Raw genomic sequence first — 19,471 nt, 5'->3', positions numbered from 1 at the left:
GTCACCACAGTCGCGCGGCGGCGAGGGCCGCAGCGGACGCGTCCGCGAGGGTGACGGACTCCTCCTCGGCGCGGTCGTCCAGCTCGCGGATGAACGCCCCCAGCAGGCGCCGGTACGCCGCGTCCGGGTGCGTGCGGGCGATCTCGATGAGCGGCGGCACATCCATGTCGAGGATGAGACGCACGCGCGCCCGCGCGGCGGCGCGCTGACCCGCCGCGTCGAGGACGGCGATCCCGTTCCGCATCGCCGCCAGGTAGTCCGTCAGCACGCCGAGATAGTCCTTGTGCTGCGTGATCGACGAGCCGTCGGCGCGCTCGCGCCACAGCACGACGACATCCGGCACGACATCGAACGCCCGTGCGCCGCTGTACATCTGCTGGGCGACGACCTGGTCCTCGTAGGCGCGCCCCTCCGGGAAGCGCAGGCCGTGCCGGCGCCAGAACTCGATCCGGCTGACCTTCGACCACGCGACGATGTTGCCGGATGCCTCCGGATGCTCCGCGAGCGTCGTCCCCTGGCGCGCCGGCGACGTGGATGCCGCCACCCACGGCTGCACGACGCCCGGGGTGTACCCGCCGTCGTCGTCCGGCCGGAGCCGCACGTACGCCCCGACGGCGAAGTCGCTGCCGCTCGCGGTGAGGGAGCCGACGAGCACCTCGAGCGCGGTCGCGGTGAGGACGTCGTCGGCGTCGAGGAACGCGACGAGAGGCGTGTCGACGAGGTCGAGCGCGGCGTTGCGCGCGGCGCCGAGCCCGCGGGACCGCTCGTGCCGGACGAGCCGGAACCGGGGGTCCGTGTCCGCCGCCGCCGCGAAGATGCCGGTGGTGGCATCCGCCGACCCGTCGTCGACGAGGATCGCGCGCCAGTGCGGGAAGGTCTGGGCGCGGAGGGAGTCCAGCGCCTCCGCCGCGTAGGCGGCGACGTCGCGGCCGGGGACGATGACGGTGACCGTTGCGGGGACGGCGGGCGAGCTCACCTGCCCGATCGTACCGTCGCGACGGAGGCGGCCACCGCGTCGGCCAGCGGCGCGGCGAGGTCGCCCGGTGCCGCCGCGTGCCCGAACGTGAAGCGCACGGCGGTCTGGGCCACCTGCGGCGGGATGCCGAGCGCGAGGAGCACGTGCGAGGGCTCGTCGCTGCCCGCGGCGCACGCCGAGCCGCTCGAGGACACCACGCCGCGCCGTTCGAGCTCGAGGAGCACCGCCTCCCCGCTCGTCCCCTCGAAGGTGAAGCTCGCGGTCCCGGGCAGCCGCCGCACCGGGTCGCCGGTGAGCCGCGCCTGCGGGACGAGGTCGAGCACCCGCGCGATGAACGCCGTCGTCAGCGCGCCGACGCGTGCGGCGTCCGCGGCCCGCTCGCGCTCGGCCGCCTCCAGCGCGACGGCGAACCCCACGGCGCCGGCGACGTTCTCCGTGCCGCTGCGGCGCTCGCGCTCCTGCCCGCCCCCGTGCAGCAGTGGCTCGAGGGGGATCCGTCCGCGCACCGCGAGCACGCCGATGCCCGGCGGGGCACCGATCTTGTGTCCCGCGATGGACAGGGCGTCGGCGCCGGTGCCGGCGAGCGGCAGCGAGCCGGCCGCCTGCACGGCATCCAGATGCAGCGGAACGCGTCCCCCGGTGGCGACGGCGGCGAGACCCGCGACGTCCTGCACCGTCCCGATCTCGTTGTTGGCGTACCCGACGGTGAGGAGGGCGGTGTCATCCCGGAGCGCCCCCGCGACCTCGTCCGGGTCGACGCGGCCGTGCCCGTCGACGGGCACGCGCGTCACCGCGAAGCCGTGCACCCGCTCCAGGTAGGCGCAGGAGGCGAGCACCGACTCATGCTCGATGGGCGTCGTGACGACGTGCGCCGGTCTGCCGGACCGCAGCGCCGCGGCGATCGCGATCCCCTTCACGGCGAGGTTGTTTGCCTCCGTGCCGCCGGAGGTGAACACGACGTCGCCCGCGCGCATCCCGAGCAGCGCCGCGACGCGCGCGCGGGCGTCCGCGAGGGCCGCCGCGGCCGCCTCGCCCACCGTGTGGTGGCTCGACGGGTTGCCGAACCGCTCGCCCAGGTAGGGGAGCATCGCGTCCCGCACTTCGGGGCGGACCGGTGTCGTCGCGGCGTGGTCGAGGTAGAGCATCACGCCTCGATGCGCACGTCCAGGCCGAGGTCGAGGGCCGGTGCGGAGTGCGTCAGCGCGCCGACGGAGATGACGTCGACGCCCGTCTCGGCGATCGCGCGGACCGTCGCCAGCGACACCCCGCCGGACGCCTCGACCGTCGCGCGTCCTGCGATCCGCTCCACACCGGTGCGGAGGTCCGCCAGGGAGAAGTTGTCGAGCATGATCGTCCCCACCCCCGCCGCGAGGACGGCGTCGATCTGGTCGAGCCGGTCGACCTCCACCTCGACGTGCGTCGTGTGCGGCAGGCGCGCGATGGCGGCCTGCAGGGCCTGCGTCACCGACGCCCCGCGCGCCGTGAGCACCGCGAGGTGGTTGTCCTTGGCCATCACGGCGTCCGACAGCGAGTGTCGATGGTTGTGCCCCCCGCCGGAGCGCACGGCGTGCCGCTCGAACGCCCGCAGTCCGGGCGTCGTCTTGCGGGTGTCGGCGATGCGTGCGCCGGTGTGCGCGACCTCCGCGACGTAGCGCGTCGTCAGCGTCGCGATGCCGCTCATCCGCTGCGTGAAGTTCAGCGCGACACGCTCGGCCGTGAGGACCGCGCGGGCGGGGCCGTGCACGGAGGCGAGCCGGTCGCCGGCGGCGAACGCGTCGCCGTCCCGCACCGCGAGCTCGACCCGCGTCGCCGGATCGGTGAGCGTGAAGGCGGCCGTGAACACCTCGCCGCCGCTGAAGACGCCGGCCTCGCGGGCGACGAGCTCCGCGGTCGCGACCGCGTCCTCGGGGATGAGGTACGCACTCGTGACGTCGCCCCACGGGGCGTCCTCCTCGAGGGCGGCGGCCACGGCGCGCTCGATCTGCACCCGGGCGAGCATCAGGCGGCCCCCTCCAGGACGACGGCTTCGAGGACGGTGTCGCGCCGGAAATGGGCGCCGACGCTCTCCCGCCGCGCGCCGGCCGCGGCGACGAGGTGCTCGGCGACGAGCAGGAGGTTCTCGTCCTCCAGCTCGGCCTCGGTGCGCGCGGCGCGGTGCTCCCCGCGCCAGCTCGCCAGGACGGATGCCGCATGTGCGAGCCCGTCGGCATCCCGCACGAGGCCGGCGTCCTCCCACAGCAGGTGCTGCAGCGCCGCGCGGGAGAACGGCGGCGCGGAGCGGGCCGGGGCCGTGGCGCCGACGGCCGCCGGTACAGCGGCGGGGCGGACGGGCCAGGCGCCGCCCGCGGCATCCGCGGCGATCACGTCGCCCGTGCGCGCCCCGAACACGGCGCCCTCCAGGAGCGAGTTCGACGCGAGGCGATTCGCGCCGTGCACGCCGGTGCGGGCGACCTCGCCCACGGCGTAGAGGCCCGGCAGGCTCGCCCGGCCGGCGAGGTCGGTGGCGACGCCGCCCATCAGGTAATGCGCCGCCGGGACGACGGGGATCGGCTCCCGCGCCCAGTCGAGGCCACGCGCGCGGACGGCGGCATCGATCGTGGGGAACCGTCGGGCCAGGAAGGCGGCGGTCTGCTCCGGGTCCGCGCGCAGGTGCGTCGCGTCCAGGCGCACCGGGCGCCCGTCCTGTCGCTCCATCTGCTCCGCGATGGCGCGCGCGACGACGTCGCGCGGCGCGAGCTCGCCGTCGGGGTGCGCGTCGAGGGCGAAGCGGCGCCCGGCGTCGTCGAGCAGGGTCGCGCCTTCGCCGCGCACGGCCTCGGACACGAGGAACGCCTCGTCGCCGGGGAGGACCGTGGGGTGGAACTGCATGAACTCGAGGTCGGCCACCGCCGCCCCGGCCCGCAGCGCCGCCGCGATCCCGTCTCCGGTCGCGACCGGCGGGTTCGTCGTGTGCGCGTAGAGCTGCCCCGCGCCCCCGGTGGCGAGGACGACCGCGTCGGCGTCGATACGCGCACGCGCACCCGCCCGGCCGGGCGCCTCGCCGACGAGGAGGTCGACCCCCGCGACGCGGCCGCCGGTCACGACGAGATCGACGAGGAACGCGTGCTCGATGACGCGCAGGCCGCCGTCCTGGGCGCCGCGGAGGCGGGCCACGAGCGCCTTCTCGATCGCCGTCCCGGTCGCGTCGCCACCGGCGTGCAGGATGCGCGGGTAGGAGTGCGCCGCCTCCAGGCCCTTCACCCACTCGCCGTCCGCCCCCCGGTCGAAGGCGACGCCGAGCGCGACGAGTTCGCGGATCCGCGCGGGCCCCTCCTCGACGAGCACCCGCACGGCGGCGGGGTCGCCGAGGCCCGCGCCGGCGGTGAGGGTGTCGCGCTCGTGGTCCTCCGCGCGGTCGTCGGAGAACATGACGCCCGCGATGCCGCCCTGCGCGAAGCGCGTGTTGGCGTGCTCGAGGACGTCCTTCGTGACGAGCGTCACGCGGCAGCCGGCGTCCGCGGCGTGCAGCGCCGCCGTGAGCCCGGCGATCCCGGAGCCCACCACGACGACGTGCACGCTCATGACGCGTTCTCCCAGCCGGCGGCCGGCGCTGCCGGGGGCTTGGCGGCCAGCATCCGCTCGAGGGCGACGCGGGCGGGCTCGGCGACGTCCGCGGGGACGGTGATGCGGTTGCGCACCTCGCCGGCGACGAGCCCTTCCAGCACCCACGCCAGGTAGCCGGGATGGATGCGGTACATCGTCGAGCAGGGGCAGACGACGGGGTCGAGGCAGAAGATGGTGTGCTGCGGGTGGGCGGCGGCGAGGCGCTGCACGAGGTTCACCTCGGTGCCGATCGCGAACGTCGTCGGCTCCGTCGCGGCCTCGATGGCCTTCCGGATGTAGTCGGTCGACCCGGACTCGTCGGCCGCGTCGACGACGGCCATGGGGCACTCGGGGTGCACGATGACGCGGACCCCGGGGTGCTCGGCGCGCGCCTGGTCGATCTGGTCCACGGTGAACCGGCGGTGCACGGAGCAGAACCCGTGCCACAGGATCACGCGGCTGTCCGCGAGCTCCTCCGGCGTGCTCCCGCCGAACGGCTTCCGCGGGTTCCACATCGGCATCTGCTCGAGCGGCACGCCCATGGCCTTCGCGCTGTTCCGGCCGAGGTGCTGGTCGGGGAAGAACAGCACCCGGCGGCCGCGCGCGAACGCCCACTCCAGCACCGTCCGGGCGTTCGAGGACGTGCAGACGATGCCGCCGTGCCGCCCGACGAAGCCCTTGATGGCGGCCGAGGAGTTCATGTAGGTGACGGGGATGACGGGCAGGAGCCCCTCGGCATCCGGCGTGTCGAGGTCGCCGAGCGCATCGGCGAGCTGCTCCCAGCACTCCTCGACCTGGTCGATGTCGGCCATGTCCGCCATCGAGCAGCCGGCGGCGAGGTTCGGCAGGATGACGGCCTGTTCGGCGCCGGAGAGCAGATCGGCGGTCTCGGCCATGAAGTGCACGCCGCAGAAGACGATGGCCTCCGCCTCGGGATGCGCCTTCGCGGCGTTCGCGAGCTGGAAGGAGTCGCCGACGTAGTCGGCGTGCACGATGACCTCTTCGCGCTGGTAGAAGTGGCCGAGCACGACGACGCGGTTGCCGAGGAGCGCCTTCGCGGCCCGGATGCGCTCCGCGAGCTCGGGTTCGGAGGCCTCGCGGTAGGCGGCGGGCAGCTCGCCTTGGCGGGGCGCGCCGGTGGGGATGACGTCGCCCATGGACGAGCCGGGACCGTAGCCGGGCCGCGCGTCGAAGGTCCAGGGCGCGGCGGCCAGATCGGTGTTGCAGGTCGCGCCGAGCGTGCTGCCGGCCACGATGGCCTGGATCTCGTGGTCGACGCTGGGGTCGGGGGCGCTCCCCGGACGGCGGTCGAGGGTGAGGGGTGTCGTGGTCATGACGGTTCCTTCAGGAAAACGCGGTGGGGGAGCGGGCCGCGATCGGCCAGCTCGACGTCGTGGTTGTAGCGGTAGAGGCGGGCGGGCCGGTGGCTGCCGGTGCGGAAGGCCTCGGTGGGGATGAGGGTGCCGGAGTTCTCGACCTGGCGTCGGAAGTTCGCCGGGTCGAGGCGCCGGTCGAGGATCGCCTCGTACACCTCGCGCAGCTCTGCGAGGCTGAACTCGTCATCGAGCAGGCCGTGCGCGATGCGGCTGTAGCCGACCTTGTTGCGCAGCCGCCAGAGCGCGTACTCGACGATCTGGTTGTGGTCGAACGCGAGCCGGGGGAGCGCGGTGGCGTCGAACCATGCGACGTTGTGCGGGGAGGCGGTGCGGGAGATGTCCTCCCGCACGAGCGCCCAGTACACGATCGACACGACCCGCGAGGGGGAGCGGTCGGCGTCGCCGAACGCGTACAGCTGCTCGAGGTAGCTGGGCGAGAGGTCGGTCGTCTCGCGGAGGGTGCGGGAGGCGGCGACCTCGAGGTTCTCCTCCGCGCCCAGCCAGCCGCCGGGGAGCGCCCAGCGGCCCTCGTGCGGGTCGCGCGTGCGGCGGACGAGCGGCAGGACGACGGTGGGTCGCGTGTCGCCGCCGTGGCGGCGCAGGCTGAAGATCACCGTCGAGACGGCCAGGCGGATGCCGGTTTGTGTCATGGTGACCCTAACTGATCGCCGCCATCTTATAGTCACGCTGACACGAAGCGCAAGAAGAGCTCGCAATCAGGTGCACCCCCTACGCTGGCGGCGTGGTCGACATCCTCATCGTGCTCGTGCTGATCGTGGCGCTGCTCGCCGGCATCCTGCGCGGCTTCGTCGCCACCGCCGGCACGATCGCGGGAATCGTCGCGGGCGCCGTCGGGGCCCTCCTGCTGGTGCCCCTCCTCGGCAGGGTGATCCGGGTCGCGGAGTGGCGCGGCGCCGCCCTCGCCGCAGCGGCCGTGGGCATCGTGGTGCTCGGCGGCGTGGCGGGATCCGCCGTCGGGCGGGCGCTGCGTCGCGGCGTGGAGCGGTCGAAGCTGCGGATCCTCGACCGCGGGCTCGGCGCCGTCCTCAACGTGCTGGCGGCGACCGTCGTGCTGCTGCTCGTGTCGGCGTCGGTGACGGCGGCCGGCATCCCCGGCCTCTCCTCCGCGGTCGCCTCCTCCCGCGTGCTCGACCTCATCGACCGCATCACGCCGCCGGCCGTGGATCAGGCCGTCGCGCAGCTGCGCTCCCTCGTGATCGACGAGGGCATCCCGCGGGTCGGCGAGCAGCTGGCCGAGCTCATCGGCCCGACCGTCGCGCCCACGGCGCCGGCGGTCGCCCTCGACGACCCGGAGCTCCAGGCGGCCGCCGCCTCCGTCGCGCGGATCAGCGGCACCGCGTACGCGTGCGGCGTCAGCGTCACCGGCTCGGGGTTCGTCGCGGAGGACGGGCTCGTCATCACGAACGCGCACGTCGTCGCGGGGGTCGACGCGCCGCTCGTGCAGCTTCCCGGCGGTGCCGCCCGCGACGCGCGCGTCGTCTACTTCGACCCCGTCGACGACCTCGCCGCCCTCGCCGTGGAGGGGCTCGACGCCGCGCCGCTGCCGACGGTCGAGACGCTGGCGGCCGGGTCTGCCGCCGTCGTGCAGGGCTACCCGCTCGGCGGACCGTTCACGAGCACCCCCGCCCACGTCCTCTCCGCCGGCGTCGTCCCCGTGCTCGACATCTACGAGGAGGCCGCGACCCCCCGCGAGATCTTCGCTCTCCAGGCCGCGGTGCAGCCGGGCAACTCCGGCGGCCCGCTCCTCACGGCGGACGGTCAGGTCGCCGGCGTCGTCTTCGCCCGCGGCGACGACGGCAGCGGCCGCGGATTCGCCATGACGAACGCCGAGCTGCTGCCGGTCCTCGACCGCGTCTCGAGCGCGGACGATGCCGTCTCCACGGGGCGGTGTCTGGGGTGATCCCTGCCGCTATGCTGAGCAGGTAACTGAAGACAGGCCGCATGACGTGTGCGGGAGAGCCCCGCACCGCCGCGCACGCGGGTCGGGCACCGAAGGAGCAAGCCTCCCCGCCAATCTCTCAGGTCCGCGTACCGCCCACGTCCGGCCGCTCTGAAAAGCGATTCTTCGAATCCGCCGACGGTGAAAGCCGGGCCTGTGCGCCCGGTGAAGCTCTCAGGCCCATGACAGAGGGGGAGTTCACGGATGCCGATCCCGGCGTCCGCCCGTCCGCGTCGGGAGAACTCATGACATCGCCCCGCAGTACACCGCTCCGCGAGCGCCACGAGGCGCTCGGCGCGTCCTTCACCGACTTCGGCGGGTGGGAGATGCCCGTCCGGTACACCTCCGACCTCGCAGAGCACCACGCCGTCCGCACCGCCGCGGGCCTCTTCGACATCTCGCACATGGCCGAGTTCATCGTCGAAGGCCCCGACGCCGGAGCGTTCCTGGACTACGCGCTCGCCGGACGGCTTTCCACCCTCGCCCTCGGCAAGGCGAAGTACAGCCTCGTCCTCGCCGAATCCGGCGGCATCCTCGACGACGTCATCGTCTACCGCCTCGACGAGGGCTGGTACCTCGTCATCGCCAACGCCGGCAACCGCGAGCCCGTCGCCGCGGCGCTCGCCGAGCGGGCGCAGGCGTTCGCCGGAAGCGTCGCGGTCGAGGACGCGAGCGACAGCTTCGCCCTCCTCGCCGTGCAGGGTCCGCTCGCCCGCTCGGTCGTGGAGGCCACGGCGGGGATCGAGGGGTGGGAGTCGCCGCTGGCCGACCTGCCGTACTACGCCGCCGTCCGCGCGACGTTCGAGGGCGAGCCGCTGCTCGTCGCCCGCACCGGCTACACCGGCGAGGACGGGTTCGAGCTGCTCGTCCCGGCGGCCGCCGCCGTGGCGCTCTGGGACGCGCTGCGCGCCGCCGGGGCCGACCGCGGACTCGTCCCCGCCGGGCTCGCCTCCCGCGACACGCTCCGCCTCGAGGCCGGCATGCCGTTGTACGGCCATGAGCTGTCCCTCGACGTCCGCCCCGCACAGGCCGGCCTCGGCCGCGTCGTCGCCGCCGGCAAGGAGTCCTTCGTCGGGCAGAGCGGCCTCGCCGCACCGCTCCCCGAGGACGCGCCCGTCCTCGTCGGCCTCGTCTCCGAGGGCCGCCGCGCCGGCCGTGCCGGCTACCCGGTCCGCAGCGCCGACGCCGTCGTCGGTGAGGTCACGAGCGGGGCCCTCAGCCCGACGCTCGGCCACCCGATCGCGATGGCCTACGTCGCGCCGGGCCTCAGCGCGCCGGGCACCGAACTGACCATCGACGTGCGGGGGACCGCCATCCCCGCCACCGTGACCGCCCTTCCCTTCTACCGGAGGACAACATGACCGATCTCACCGCCCTGAAGTACACCGCCGAGCACGAGTGGGTCGCCGTCGACGGCGACATCGCGACCGTCGGCATCACCGATTACGCCGCCGACAAGCTCGGCGACGTCGTCTACGTCGACCTGCCCGCCGTGGGTGCGACCGTCACCGCCGACTCGGTGTGCGGCGAGATTGAGTCGACGAAGTCGGTCGGCGAGCTCTACGCGCCGCTGACCGGCGAGGTCGTGGAGATCAACGACGCCGCCGTGGACGACCCGTCGCTCGTGAACGCCGCGCCGTACGAGGCCGGCTGGCTCATCAAGGTCAGGGTCGACGCGGCCGCCGTCGACGCCCTCCTGGACCGCGCCGCCTACGTCGCGCTCACGGGCGGCGATCAGTGACCGTCCCCTTCACCGCCCGGCACATCGGCACCGACGCCGCCGCGCAGCGGCAGATGCTCGACGGTCTCGGGTACGACAGCCTCGACGCGCTCGTGCAGCGCGCGGTCCCGGCATCCATCCACGTCGCGCCCGTGCGCGACAGCGTCATCCCGCCGGCGGCGAGCGAAGCCGAGGCGCTCGCCGAGCTCCGCGGTCTCGCCGCGCTCAACCGGCCCGCCCGCAGCCTCATCGGCCTGGGCTATTACGACACCGTCACGCCGTCGGTGATCGCCCGGAACGTGTTGGAGAACCCCTCCTGGTACACCGCGTACACGCCGTACCAGCCGGAGATCTCGCAGGGGCGCCTGGAGGCGCTCATCAACTTCCAGACCATGGTCACCGACCTGACCGGTCTCGCGACGGCGGGCGCGTCGATGCTCGACGAGTCCACGGCCGTCGTGGAGGGGATGCTGCTCGCCCGCCGGGCGTCGAAGTCGCGCTCGGACGTCTTCCTCGTCGACGCCGATGCGCTCCCGCAGACGAAGGCCCTCCTCGCGCACCGGGCGGCGGCCCTCGGCATCCGGCTGCACGAGACGGCGTACGACCAGTCGCCGCCGCCGGAGGACATCGACGTGTTCGGCGCGTTCGTGCAGTACCCCGGCGCCACCGGCCGCGTGTGGGACCCCTCCGAGGTCATCGCCGCCGTGCAGGCGCAGGGCGGACTCGTCGTGGTCGCCGCGGACCTGCTCGCACTGACGCTCCTGCGCTCGCCCGGATCGCTCGGCGCCGACATCGCCGTCGGCACGACGCAGCGCTTCGGCGTGCCGATGGGCTTCGGCGGCCCGCACGCCGGCTACCTCGCCGTCCGTGCGGGTCTCGAGCGCCAGCTGCCCGGCCGCCTCGTCGGCGTCTCGCAGGACGCCGCAGGCCACCCCGCCTACCGTCTGTCGCTGCAGACCCGCGAGCAGCACATCCGCCGCGAGAAGGCCACGAGCAACATCTGCACGGCGCAGGTGCTGCTGGCCGTCATGGCGTCGATGTACGCCGTGTACCACGGCCCGGACGGGCTCCGCGCAATCGCGCAGGACGTCGCCGGCAAGGCGGTCCTGCTGCGCGACTGGCTCGTCGCGGCGGGCCACGAGGTGCTGCACGACGACTTCTTCGACACCGTCGTCGTCCGTGCGCCCGGACGCGCGGGGGAGCTCGTCGAGCTCGCCCGCGGCCGCGGTTTCCAGCTGTGGTTCCGCGACAGCGACTCCGTCGGCATCTCGGTCGACGAGACGACGACGACCGACGAGCTGCACGTCCTCGTGCAGGCGTTCGACGGCCAGGACATGCGGGCGTTCGCCGTCGCCACGGAGACGGCCGTGCCGGCGAACCTGCGCCGCGACGACGAGTACCTCACGCATCCCGTCTTCAACACCCACCGCTCCGAGACGGCGATGATGCGCTATCTCAAGCAGCTCGCCGACCGCGACTACGCGCTGGACCGCGGCATGATCCCGCTCGGGTCCTGCACCATGAAGCTCAACGCCGCCACCGAGATGGCGGCGGTGTCGTGGCCCGAGTTCGCCCGCGTGCACCCGTTCGCGCCCGCCGAGGACGTCGCGGGCTACCTCGTCATGATCGAGCAGCTCGAGTCCTGGCTCGCCGAGGTCACCGGCTACGACGCCGTCTCGCTGCAGCCCAACGCCGGCTCGCAGGGCGAGCTCGCCGGACTCCTCGCGATCCGCGGCTTCCATCACGCACGCGGCGAAGCGCACCGGGACGTGTGCCTCATCCCGTCGTCCGCGCACGGCACGAACGCGGCGTCGGCCGTGCTGGCCGGCATGAGCGTCGTCGTCGTCGCCTGCGACGAGGCGGGCAACGTCGACCTCGCCGACCTGCGCGCGAAGATCGCGGCGCACGCGGACCGTCTCGCGGCGCTCATGATCACCTACCCGTCCACGCACGGCGTGTACGAGCACGACGTGCTGGAGATCACCGGCGCCGTCCACGACGCCGGCGGCCAGGTCTACGTCGACGGCGCGAACCTCAACGCCCTCCTCGGCTTCGCGCGCTTCGGCGACCTGGGCGGCGACGTGTCGCACCTCAACCTGCACAAGACGTTCGCGATCCCGCACGGCGGCGGCGGCCCGGGCGTCGGCCCCGTCGCGGCCAAGGCGCACCTCGCGCCGTACCTGCCGAGCCACCCGCTCGCGCAGCGCGCCGAGCACGCCGGCGGGTTCGTCTTCGACGGCGGACCCGTCTCGGCGGCGCCCTACGGCTCCGCATCCATCCTGCCGATCTCGTGGGCGTACGTGCGGATGATGGGGGCGGACGGACTGCGGGACGCGACCGGCGCCGCCGTGCTCGCCGCCAACCACATCGCGCACCGCCTGCAGGCGCACTACCCCGTGCTGTACGCCGGTGCGGGCGGGCTCGTGGCGCACGAGTGCATCCTCGATCTCCGGCCGCTCAAGGAGCAGACCGGCATCACCGTCGACGACGTCGCGAAGCGGCTCATCGACTACGGCTTCCACGCGCCGACGATGTCGTTCCCGGTCGCCGGTACGCTCATGGTGGAGCCCACCGAATCGGAGAACCTCGGCGAGATCGAGCGGTTCATCGAGGCGATGATCGCGATCCGCGCGGAAGCGGATGCCGTCGCCGCCGGCGAGTGGCCCGCGGATGACAACCCGCTCGTGAACGCCCCGCACACGGCGGAATCCGTCGTCGTGGGGGAGTGGGCGCACCCGTACAGCCGCGAGCGCGCCGTCTTCCCCGTGCGGGCCCAGATGCGGTCGAAGTACTGGCCGCCCGTCCGCCGCATCGACAACGCGTACGGCGACCGGAACCTCGTCTGCGCCTGCCCCCCGCCGGAGGCCTTCGCGTAGTCGCGGCGCCGGCGGGTTTGACGCGGCGCGGAATCCTGTGTGCAATACATCGCATGCCCATCCCCGCGACGTCCGGCTCGCTCGGCCGCTCCCTCCTCCGTGACGACGTGTACACCCGCCTCCGGGACGCGATCGTCGACGGCACCTTCGCGCCGGGGGAGAACCTCAAGGACGGCGACCTCGCGGAGTGGCTCGGCGTGAGCCGCACGCCCGTCCGGGAGGCGCTGCTGCGTCTCGCCGAGAGTGGGCTCATCGTCGCGCGCCCCGGCCGGTCGACGGCCGTCGCGGAACTCGAGGAGGACGCCGTCCGCGACGCCCGCGACGTCGTCGCGGCGATGCATGCCCTCGCCGCCCGCACCGCCGTCCCCGCCCTGTCGGAGGAGCACCTCGACCGGATGCGGGACGCCAACGCCCGGTTCCGCGCGGCGCTCGCGGCGGAGGACGCCGTCGCGGCCGTGGCCGCCGACGACGACTTCCATGACGTGCTCGTGCGGGCGTCCGGCAACGACGCGCTCGTCGCCGTCCTCGACCGGTACAGCCCGGTCCTCCGCCGCGCCGAGGTGCTGCGCTTCGTGTCGCTGGACCGCTTCACGTCGCTCGAGCGCCACGAGCAGCTGATCGCGGTGTGCGCCGCCCGTGACGCCGATGCGGCATCCGCGCTGGTGTTCCGAACGTGGCACAGCCTGCCGGTGCCCGGCGGGGGCTCAGGAGGATGACGGCGTCGGGGACGGTGTGGGGCCGACCGGCGGAGCGAACACGCCGGGCAGCAGCGCGGCGGCGAGGGGATACCCCACGAAGGCGACGACGTCGATGACGACGTGTGCGATCACCAGCGGCATGACCCGGCCCCAGCGCTGGTAGGCCCATCCGAACACGATGCCCATCGCGGCGTTGCCGATGATCGAGCCGAACCCTTGGTACGCGTGGTAGGCGCCGCGCAGCGCCGCCGTGGACAGGATGATCGTCCACGTGCCCCAGCCGAGGCGTCGCAGCCGATCGAAGAGGTAGCCGAGGAGGATCACCTCCTCCGTGAGGCCCGCCCGGAGCGCGGCCAGCAGCAGCAGCGGGATGGTCCACCACGAGGGGTCGAGCGGTGACGCGTCGACCTGCACCGTGATCCCGAGCGCACGACCCGCCGCGTAGAGCGCGAGCCCTGGCACCCCGATCACGAGGACGAACAGGAGGCCGGCCCCCAGATCGCGCCCGAACATGCGGAAGTCGAGCCCGATCCGGCGCAGCGCCGAGACGCCGGGCTCCCACAGCAGGTAGACGGCGAGCACGATGGGCGCGAACGCGAAGAGCTGGCTGAGGAACTGGGAGAGCACATCCCAGAACTCCTGCGCGCTCGCCCCCGGGTTCAGCGAGGTCTGCTGATCGCCCAGGGCGACGTCGCGCGTGAGGGCCTGGACGAGCGCGACGACCGAGTAGACCGCCGAGCGCCCGATCGAGAGCGCGAGGACGATCGCGATCTCCCACCACAGCCGCGTCCGGCCGGTACCGACGGGCCAGGCGGGGGCGAACGGCGGTGCGGGCACGTTGTCAGATTGCCACATCATGCGCACGCTGAGTAAAGAGCATGTAACGCTTTGCGCTTTGGTTTTGATCAGTGATGCCGCTTTGCCTATGGTTTCCTCATCCGTGTTCAGCGAATGCCACAGGCCTTCGCAGAGAACACATATCCCTGCACAGGAGGAATCAGAGTGAAGATCACACGTCTGGTCGCGGGTGTGGGCGTTGTGGCTGTGGGAGCTCTCGTGCTCTCCGGCTGCACCCCGCCGCGCGAGTCGGAGGTCATCGAGGGGACGAGCATCACCGTCGCCTGGAACGACTTCTATTACGCATGGAACGACGGGCTCGCCGACACCAACGCGACGTCGAACGCCGTCGTCAACTACATGGCCAAGTCGGGCTTCTCGTACTACGACGCCGACAGCGAACTGGTGCAGGACACCGAGTTCGGCACGTACGAGCTCGTCTCCGAGGACCCGCTGACGGTCAAGTACACGATCAACGACGGCGTGAAGTGGACCGACGGCACCCCCGTCGACGCCGCCGACCTCCTCCTGCAGTGGGCCGCCAACACGACCCACCTCCAGGACGGCGAAGGCACCATCGACGAGGAGACCGGTGAGCTCACCGGCCAGAGCGGCACGTTCTGGAACACGGGCGCGTCCGAGGACTACGGCCTGGACCTCGTCTCGGAGACCCCGGAGATCGGTGACGACGGCCGCTCGCTGACCACGGTCTACGACGAGTTCTACGTCGACTGGGAGCTCGCCCTCACCGGCGCCGAGGTCGCCGCGCACGGCACCGTCATGCTCGCCTACCCGGACGAGTACAAGGAGGGCGACGAGCAGAAGGCCAAGGACGACCTCGTCAAGGCCATCCAGGAGAAGGACCTCGAGTGGCTCGCGCCGGTCTCGAAGTCGTACAACCAGGACTACAAGTTCTCCTCCGGCACGCCGGAGAACCCGCTGCAGCTCCTCGGCAACGGCCCGTACATGATCACCGAGATCAACGCGACGGACGGCTACACGACCCTCGAGGCGAACCCCGACTACACGTGGGGCCCGTCGCCGAAGTACGAAACCATCACGGTCCGTGTCATCCCCGACATGCAGGCGCAGATCACGGCGCTGGAGAACGGCGAGATCTCGATCGCGTCCGGCCAGCCCACCGCTGACATCGCCAGCCTGCTCGAGGCCGGCGTCCCCGGCGTCGAGTACGAAGGCTCCCCGGAGGGCACCTACGAGCACATCGACCTCCAGGTCACCAACGGCGGCCCGTTCGACCCGGCCACCTACGGCGGCGACGCTGAGAAGGCCCTCAAGGTCCGTCAGGCGTTCCTCTCGATCATCCCCCGCCAGGAGATCCTCGAGAAGCTCATCCAGCCGCTGCAGCCGGACGCCGAGCTGCGCAACTCGCAGATCTTCCTCCCGGGCACGCCCGGTGCGGAGGCCGCTGCCGAGGTCAACGGCTACCCGGAGATGACCGAGCCCGACGTCGACGGCGCGAAGGCGCTGCTGGCTGAGGCCGGCGCCACCAACCCGACCGTCCGTCTGCTGTTCTCGAACACCAACGAGCGCCGCAAGCAGGAGTTCCTGCTCATCCAGCCGTACGCCGAGGCAGCGGGCTTCACGCTCGTCGACGCGTCGCGTCAGGACTGGGGTTCGGCGCTCGGCACCGCGACGAGCGAGTACGACGCAGCCCTGTTCGGCTGGCAGTCCACCTCGACCGCCGTGGGCGAGTCGGCGGCGAACTACCAGACCGGTGGCCTGAACAACTACTACGGCTGGTCGGTCCCCGAGCTCGACGACATCTTCGACGAGCTCGCCGGCACGGCGGACGTGGACAAGCAGGTCGAGCTGCAGGCCGAGGCCGAGCGCATCATCGGCGAGCAGGCCTGGTCGGTTCCGATCTTCCAGTTCCCCGGCATCACCGCCTGGAGCGAAGAGACGACCGGCGTGGTTCCCGGCTTCCTGAGCCCGACCTACTTCTGGAACTTCTGGGAGTGGGCTCCGGCGGACGCCGCAGCGGAGTAAATCCTGAGGACCATCAGGTAAAACCCCTACAGGAGGGGGCGCCGGCACGCCGGCGCCCCCTTCCCCTGGGCATGAGGCATCGCGACCCGGTGCCGTAATGTCTTACGTTGGGCCTTCACCCGGGCTCACGAGAGAGGGAACCACTCGAACGTGTTCAGCTACATCGTCCGCCGCCTCATCGCAGCGGTGCTCATCGTCTTCGCGGCGAGCTATCTCATCTACATCCTCGCCGCCTACGCCGGCGACCCCCTCGAGGACCTGCGCCAGTCCACCGCGCCGAACCGTGACGCGCTCATCGCGGCGAAGATCTCGCAGCTCAACCTCGACGTGCCACCCCCGCTCCGCTACTTCATCTGGCTGGGCGGCGTCCTGAAGATGTTCGTCGGCGACATCGACCTCGGATTCAACATCAAGGGCCAGGAAGTGGCGGCCCAGGTCGGCATCGGCATCGGCCAGACCGTCCAGCTCGTGACCGCGGCAACGGTGCTCGCGATCCTGCTGGGCATCTCGATCGGCATGGCCACGGCCCTGCGGCAGTACAGCGGCTTCGACTACTCGGTCACCTTCGTCGCGTTCCTCTTCTTCTCCCTCCCCGTCTTCTGGGTCGCGCAGCTGCTGAAGATGTACGTCGCCATCGGCTTCAACAACTTCCTCGCAGATCCCGTCCTCGCGCCATGGGTCGTGGTCATAGCGGCGGTGGTGCTCGGATTCGTCTGGGCGAGCATCGTCGGCGGGGCGGCGCGGAAGTACTTCCTCAACTTCGGCGTCGCGACCCTCGTCGTCGGTGCCGGCCTGTTCTTCGTCCTGTACACCGGCTGGCTCGACACGCCGCAGCTCGGCATCCTCGGCATCCTGCTGATCGGCGTCGCGGCCGCGTTCGCCGTCGTGTTCGTGACGGCCGGCTTCTCCAACCGCAAGGTGATCTACACGGCGCTGACCGTCGCGGTGGCCGGCGCCGCCCTGTGGTTCCCCTTCAACTACCTCTTCTTCTACGTCCCGAACTACCTGTCGTGGCTCATCGTGTTCGCCGTCATGATCGGCATCGCGATCGGCGCGGCCTACATCTTCGGCGGCGACGAACGCGCGTCCTCGGTCCGCGCGGGCATCATCACGGCGGTCGTGTCGTCGATCCTGATCCTCGTCGACCGGATCATGCAGTACTGGCCGGACTACGTCTCGCTCACCAAGGGGCGTCCGATCGCGACGATCGGGGCCTCGACCCCGAACCTCAAGGGGTCGGTCTGGATCCAGACGCTCGACCAGTTCACGCACCTGCTGCTGCCGACCCTCGCGCTCATGCTGCTGTCGCTGGCCGCGTGGAGCCGCTACTCCCGCGCGAGCCTGCTGGAGGTCATGAACCAGGACTACGTGCGCACGGCGCGGGCCAAGGGCCTGAGCGAGCGCACCGTCATCATGCGGCACGCCTTCCGCAACGCCATGATCCCGATCACGACGCTCATCGCGTTCGAGATCGGCGGCATCATCGGCGGTGCGGCGATCACGGAGACGGTGTTCGGCTGGAACGGCGTCGGACGCATGTTCGTGCAGGCGATCCTCCAGGTCGACCTCAACACCGTGATGGCGATCTTCCTCATCACGAGCATCGTGACGATCGTCTTCAACCTCATCGCCGACCTCACGTACTCGGCGCTCGACCCCCGGATCCGGGTGAACTGACATGGCACGCAAAGAACCGACTCCCACGTCCTCGATCAACGAGGTCCTGACGATCGAGCAGCGCGAGGTCGAAGGCCTCAGCCAGGGCACGATCGTCCGCCGCCGCTTCTTCCGGCACCGCGGCGCGCTGTCCGCGATGGTGGCGCTCGGCCTCATGGCGATCCTCATCTACTCGTCCGTCGGATTCGACATCTTCGGCCTGAAGATCCCGGGCTGGTACCCGCACACCTACCTCGACCGCTTCGACGTCGCCCTGCCGGGTGGGGCGCCGACCTGGGTGCTCCCGTTCGACTTCGGCGCGTTCCCGTTCGGTCAGGATGAGATCGGCCGCGACATCTTCGCGCTCGTCATGCGCGGGGCGCAGCAGTCCATCATCGTGATGCTCCTGTACGGGCTCGTCGCCGGCGTCCTCGGCATCGTCATCGGCGCCGTCGCCGGCTTCTACCGGGGCTGGGTCGACGCGGTCCTGATGCGCTTCACCGACATCATCATCATCGTCCCGTTCCTCATCCTCGCCGCAGTCATCGGCCGCGCCACGGGTGAGTTCGGCGCCCCCGTCCTCGCGATCGCGCTGGGCCTGTTCGGCTGGACGGCGCTCGCGCGACTCGTCCGCGGCGAGTTCCTCTCGCTCCGCGAGCGCGAGTTCGTCGACGCGGCCCGGGTCGCCGGCGCCGCGAACACGCACATCCTGTTCAAGCACATCCTGCCCAACGCCATGGGCGTCGTGATCGTCGCCATCTCGCTGCTCATGTCCGGCGCCATCCTCACCGAGGCGGCCCTGAGCTTCCTCGGCGTCGGCGTGAAGAGCCCCGACGTGTCGCTCGGCCAGATCCTCAACCAGTACCAGGGCGCCTTCGCCTCGCGGCCGTGGCTGTTCTGGTGGCCGGGTCTGTTCATCATCGCGATCGCGCTGTGCGTCAACTTCATCGGCGACGGCCTCCGCGACGCGTTCGACCCGCGTCAGCGCCGCATGCCCGGGAAGAAGGGCCCGTACCGCCAGGTCTTCGACAAGGTCTTCCGCCGCGACGCGGATGCCGTCGAGCCGGACGCCGACGCGGCGGAGCCCGTGCTCGGTGCGAAGGGGCGGGGCTAGTGTCAGCCGCCCAGCAGCACCGCGGCGGCGGCGAGCACCAGCACGACCGCGCTGACGGCCGTCAGCACGGGATGCCGCGTCACCGTGACGCGCGCGGTCTCGTCGCGGCGGATGCCGTGGCGCTCGCGACGCTCCAATTCCCGGCGGATCACCGTGGCGGGCGCGCCGGAAGCCGTCGTCACGGCGTCGCCGGCGCGAGCCGACCCGGCCTCGCGCACCGCGCGGGGAGTGTCGCGCCACGACTCGAGGTCGCCGGCGCGCGGACGCCGCGTGCCGGAGCGGATGGCGGACGCGCCGCCCGGCGCGGGTGCGCCCCACGCCGACCAGACGCGGCCGTCGGCGCGCACCTGCAGCGAGTAGCGCGTGTCGACGTCCTCGATCGCATCGAACGGGATGTCCACGTCGCTCAGCAGGTTCCGCAGGACCACGCCGCGCGCATCGGTCACGACGCACGGCCGCCAGTAGGCGAGCCACACGAACCAGGCCAGGGCGCCCAGCAGGGCGACGGGGACCGCACCCGCGCCGGTGAGCACCGAGGCGACGATCCCCGCGGCGGCGATCGCCCACATCACCACCGTCAGCACGATGCCGAACGTCGATCGGAAGACGATGGGCTCGGCCGGCTGCTGCACACTCATGACTTCATGCTTTCACGACCCACGGGAGAGG

The 19,471-nt window shown here is 72.1% G+C and carries 16 protein-coding genes and 2 riboswitches; of the genes, 8 read left to right on the top strand and 8 right to left on the bottom strand.

What is annotated here, in order from left to right; all coding sequences use genetic code 11:
• Position 1: 1 nt before the first annotated feature.
• The 6 genes from MSA03_RS01400 to MSA03_RS01375 are packed head-to-tail and all read right to left on the bottom strand — an operon-like array spanning position 2 to position 6,584.
• Positions 2 to 976 carry a glycosyltransferase family 2 protein gene (locus tag MSA03_RS01400; protein WP_147049368.1) on the bottom strand — a complete coding sequence of 325 codons (975 nt, stop codon included), beginning with the start codon at positions 974 to 976 and terminating at the stop codon, positions 2 to 4.
• The gene (locus tag MSA03_RS01395; RefSeq protein WP_147049465.1) at positions 973 to 2,121 is read right to left on the bottom strand and encodes a cysteine desulfurase family protein; all 1,149 of its coding nucleotides are present in this window, start codon (positions 2,119 to 2,121) and stop codon (positions 973 to 975) included. Before MSA03_RS01395 ends, MSA03_RS01400 begins: the two co-directional genes overlap by 4 nt.
• The gene (nadC, locus tag MSA03_RS01390) at positions 2,121 to 2,975 is read right to left on the bottom strand and encodes a carboxylating nicotinate-nucleotide diphosphorylase (RefSeq protein WP_028495237.1); all 855 of its coding nucleotides are present in this window, start codon (positions 2,973 to 2,975) and stop codon (positions 2,121 to 2,123) included. The genes MSA03_RS01395 and nadC overlap by 1 nt, the downstream gene beginning before the upstream one ends.
• Positions 2,975 to 4,537: an L-aspartate oxidase gene (nadB, locus tag MSA03_RS01385; RefSeq protein WP_147049367.1), complete on the bottom strand. Its 1,563-nt coding sequence runs from the start codon at positions 4,535 to 4,537 to the stop codon at positions 2,975 to 2,977. The genes nadC and nadB overlap by 1 nt, the downstream gene beginning before the upstream one ends.
• On the bottom strand, positions 4,534 to 5,892 hold the full coding sequence (gene nadA / locus MSA03_RS01380; RefSeq protein WP_147049366.1) for a quinolinate synthase NadA: 1,359 nt from the start codon (positions 5,890 to 5,892) through the stop codon (positions 4,534 to 4,536). The genes nadB and nadA overlap by 4 nt, the downstream gene beginning before the upstream one ends.
• The gene (locus MSA03_RS01375) at positions 5,889 to 6,584 is read right to left on the bottom strand and encodes an NUDIX hydrolase (protein WP_147049365.1); all 696 of its coding nucleotides are present in this window, start codon (positions 6,582 to 6,584) and stop codon (positions 5,889 to 5,891) included. Before MSA03_RS01375 ends, nadA begins: the two co-directional genes overlap by 4 nt.
• 92 nt (positions 6,585 to 6,676) lie before the next feature.
• Here MSA03_RS01375 and MSA03_RS01370 point away from each other — a divergent pair, with 92 nt between their 5' ends.
• The 5 genes from MSA03_RS01370 to MSA03_RS01350 all read left to right on the top strand — a co-directional run bounded on the left by MSA03_RS01370 (position 6,677) and on the right by MSA03_RS01350 (position 13,206).
• Positions 6,677 to 7,855: a MarP family serine protease gene (locus MSA03_RS01370; RefSeq protein WP_147049364.1), complete on the top strand. Its 1,179-nt coding sequence runs from the start codon at positions 6,677 to 6,679 to the stop codon at positions 7,853 to 7,855.
• 41 nt (positions 7,856 to 7,896) lie between these two features.
• A riboswitch (glycine riboswitch) is annotated at positions 7,897 to 7,999 on the top strand.
• Positions 8,000 to 8,093: riboswitch (glycine riboswitch) on the top strand.
• Between the two features lie 46 nt (positions 8,094 to 8,139).
• On the top strand, positions 8,140 to 9,255 hold the full coding sequence (gcvT, locus tag MSA03_RS01365) for a glycine cleavage system aminomethyltransferase GcvT (protein ID WP_028495242.1): 1,116 nt from the start codon (positions 8,140 to 8,142) through the stop codon (positions 9,253 to 9,255).
• Positions 9,252 to 9,635: a glycine cleavage system protein GcvH gene (gene gcvH / locus MSA03_RS01360; RefSeq protein ID WP_147049363.1), complete on the top strand. Its 384-nt coding sequence runs from the start codon at positions 9,252 to 9,254 to the stop codon at positions 9,633 to 9,635. Before gcvT ends, gcvH begins: the two co-directional genes overlap by 4 nt.
• Positions 9,636 to 9,688: 53 nt before the next feature.
• Positions 9,689 to 12,490, top strand: coding sequence for an aminomethyl-transferring glycine dehydrogenase (gene gcvP / locus MSA03_RS01355; protein ID WP_218028790.1), 2,802 nt, complete (start codon positions 9,689 to 9,691; stop codon positions 12,488 to 12,490).
• Between the two features lie 53 nt (positions 12,491 to 12,543).
• On the top strand, positions 12,544 to 13,206 hold the full coding sequence (locus MSA03_RS01350) for a GntR family transcriptional regulator (protein WP_147049361.1): 663 nt from the start codon (positions 12,544 to 12,546) through the stop codon (positions 13,204 to 13,206).
• On the opposite strand, the gene MSA03_RS01345 is transcribed toward MSA03_RS01350, so the two are convergent.
• Complete coding sequence (locus MSA03_RS01345; protein ID WP_147049360.1) at positions 13,195 to 14,043, bottom strand: CPBP family intramembrane glutamic endopeptidase; 849 nt, start codon at positions 14,041 to 14,043, stop codon at positions 13,195 to 13,197. The genes MSA03_RS01350 and MSA03_RS01345 overlap by 12 nt on opposite strands.
• Before the next feature lie 147 nt (positions 14,044 to 14,190).
• On the opposite strand from MSA03_RS01345, the gene MSA03_RS01340 reads away from it, so the two are divergent.
• The 3 genes from MSA03_RS01340 to MSA03_RS01330 all read left to right on the top strand — a co-directional run bounded on the left by MSA03_RS01340 (position 14,191) and on the right by MSA03_RS01330 (position 18,802).
• Positions 14,191 to 16,032, top strand: coding sequence for an ABC transporter family substrate-binding protein (locus tag MSA03_RS01340; RefSeq protein ID WP_147049359.1), 1,842 nt, complete (start codon positions 14,191 to 14,193; stop codon positions 16,030 to 16,032).
• 150 nt (positions 16,033 to 16,182) lie between these two features.
• The gene (locus tag MSA03_RS01335; RefSeq protein ID WP_147049358.1) at positions 16,183 to 17,709 is read left to right on the top strand and encodes an ABC transporter permease; all 1,527 of its coding nucleotides are present in this window, start codon (positions 16,183 to 16,185) and stop codon (positions 17,707 to 17,709) included.
• A gap of 1 nt (position 17,710) precedes the next feature.
• Entirely contained in the window at positions 17,711 to 18,802 is a 1,092-nt protein-coding gene (locus MSA03_RS01330) for an ABC transporter permease (protein WP_147049357.1), read from the top strand.
• A gap of 2 nt (positions 18,803 to 18,804) precedes the next feature.
• Here MSA03_RS01330 and MSA03_RS01325 read toward each other — a convergent pair whose 3' ends face one another.
• Complete coding sequence (locus tag MSA03_RS01325; RefSeq protein ID WP_147049356.1) at positions 18,805 to 19,440, bottom strand: hypothetical protein; 636 nt, start codon at positions 19,438 to 19,440, stop codon at positions 18,805 to 18,807.
• Positions 19,441 to 19,471 lie beyond the last annotated feature (31 nt).

It is taken from the genome of Microbacterium saccharophilum (assembly GCF_007992455.1).
Taxonomy (GTDB): domain Bacteria; phylum Actinomycetota; class Actinomycetes; order Actinomycetales; family Microbacteriaceae; genus Microbacterium; species Microbacterium saccharophilum.
This window is presented reverse-complemented; position numbering and strand designations above follow the sequence as displayed.

Coding starts and splice junctions, on each gene's coding strand:
- nadA (WP_147049366.1), bottom strand. CDS start 5,892: ATGACCACGACACCCCTCACCCTCGACCGCCGTCCGGGGAGCGCCCCC.
- gcvH (WP_147049363.1), top strand. CDS start 9,252: ATGACCGATCTCACCGCCCTGAAGTACACCGCCGAGCACGAGTGGGTC.
- MSA03_RS01375 (WP_147049365.1), bottom strand. CDS start 6,584: ATGACACAAACCGGCATCCGCCTGGCCGTCTCGACGGTGATCTTCAGC.
- gcvP (WP_218028790.1), top strand. CDS start 9,689: ATGCTCGACGGTCTCGGGTACGACAGCCTCGACGCGCTCGTGCAGCGC.
- gcvT (WP_028495242.1), top strand. CDS start 8,140: ATGACATCGCCCCGCAGTACACCGCTCCGCGAGCGCCACGAGGCGCTC.
- MSA03_RS01350 (WP_147049361.1), top strand. CDS start 12,544: ATGCCCATCCCCGCGACGTCCGGCTCGCTCGGCCGCTCCCTCCTCCGT.
- MSA03_RS01395 (WP_147049465.1), bottom strand. CDS start 2,121: ATGCTCTACCTCGACCACGCCGCGACGACACCGGTCCGCCCCGAAGTG.
- nadB (WP_147049367.1), bottom strand. CDS start 4,537: ATGAGCGTGCACGTCGTCGTGGTGGGCTCCGGGATCGCCGGGCTCACG.
- MSA03_RS01325 (WP_147049356.1), bottom strand. CDS start 19,440: ATGAGTGTGCAGCAGCCGGCCGAGCCCATCGTCTTCCGATCGACGTTC.
- MSA03_RS01330 (WP_147049357.1), top strand. CDS start 17,711: ATGGCACGCAAAGAACCGACTCCCACGTCCTCGATCAACGAGGTCCTG.
- MSA03_RS01345 (WP_147049360.1), bottom strand. CDS start 14,043: ATGTGGCAATCTGACAACGTGCCCGCACCGCCGTTCGCCCCCGCCTGG.
- nadC (WP_028495237.1), bottom strand. CDS start 2,975: ATGCTCGCCCGGGTGCAGATCGAGCGCGCCGTGGCCGCCGCCCTCGAG.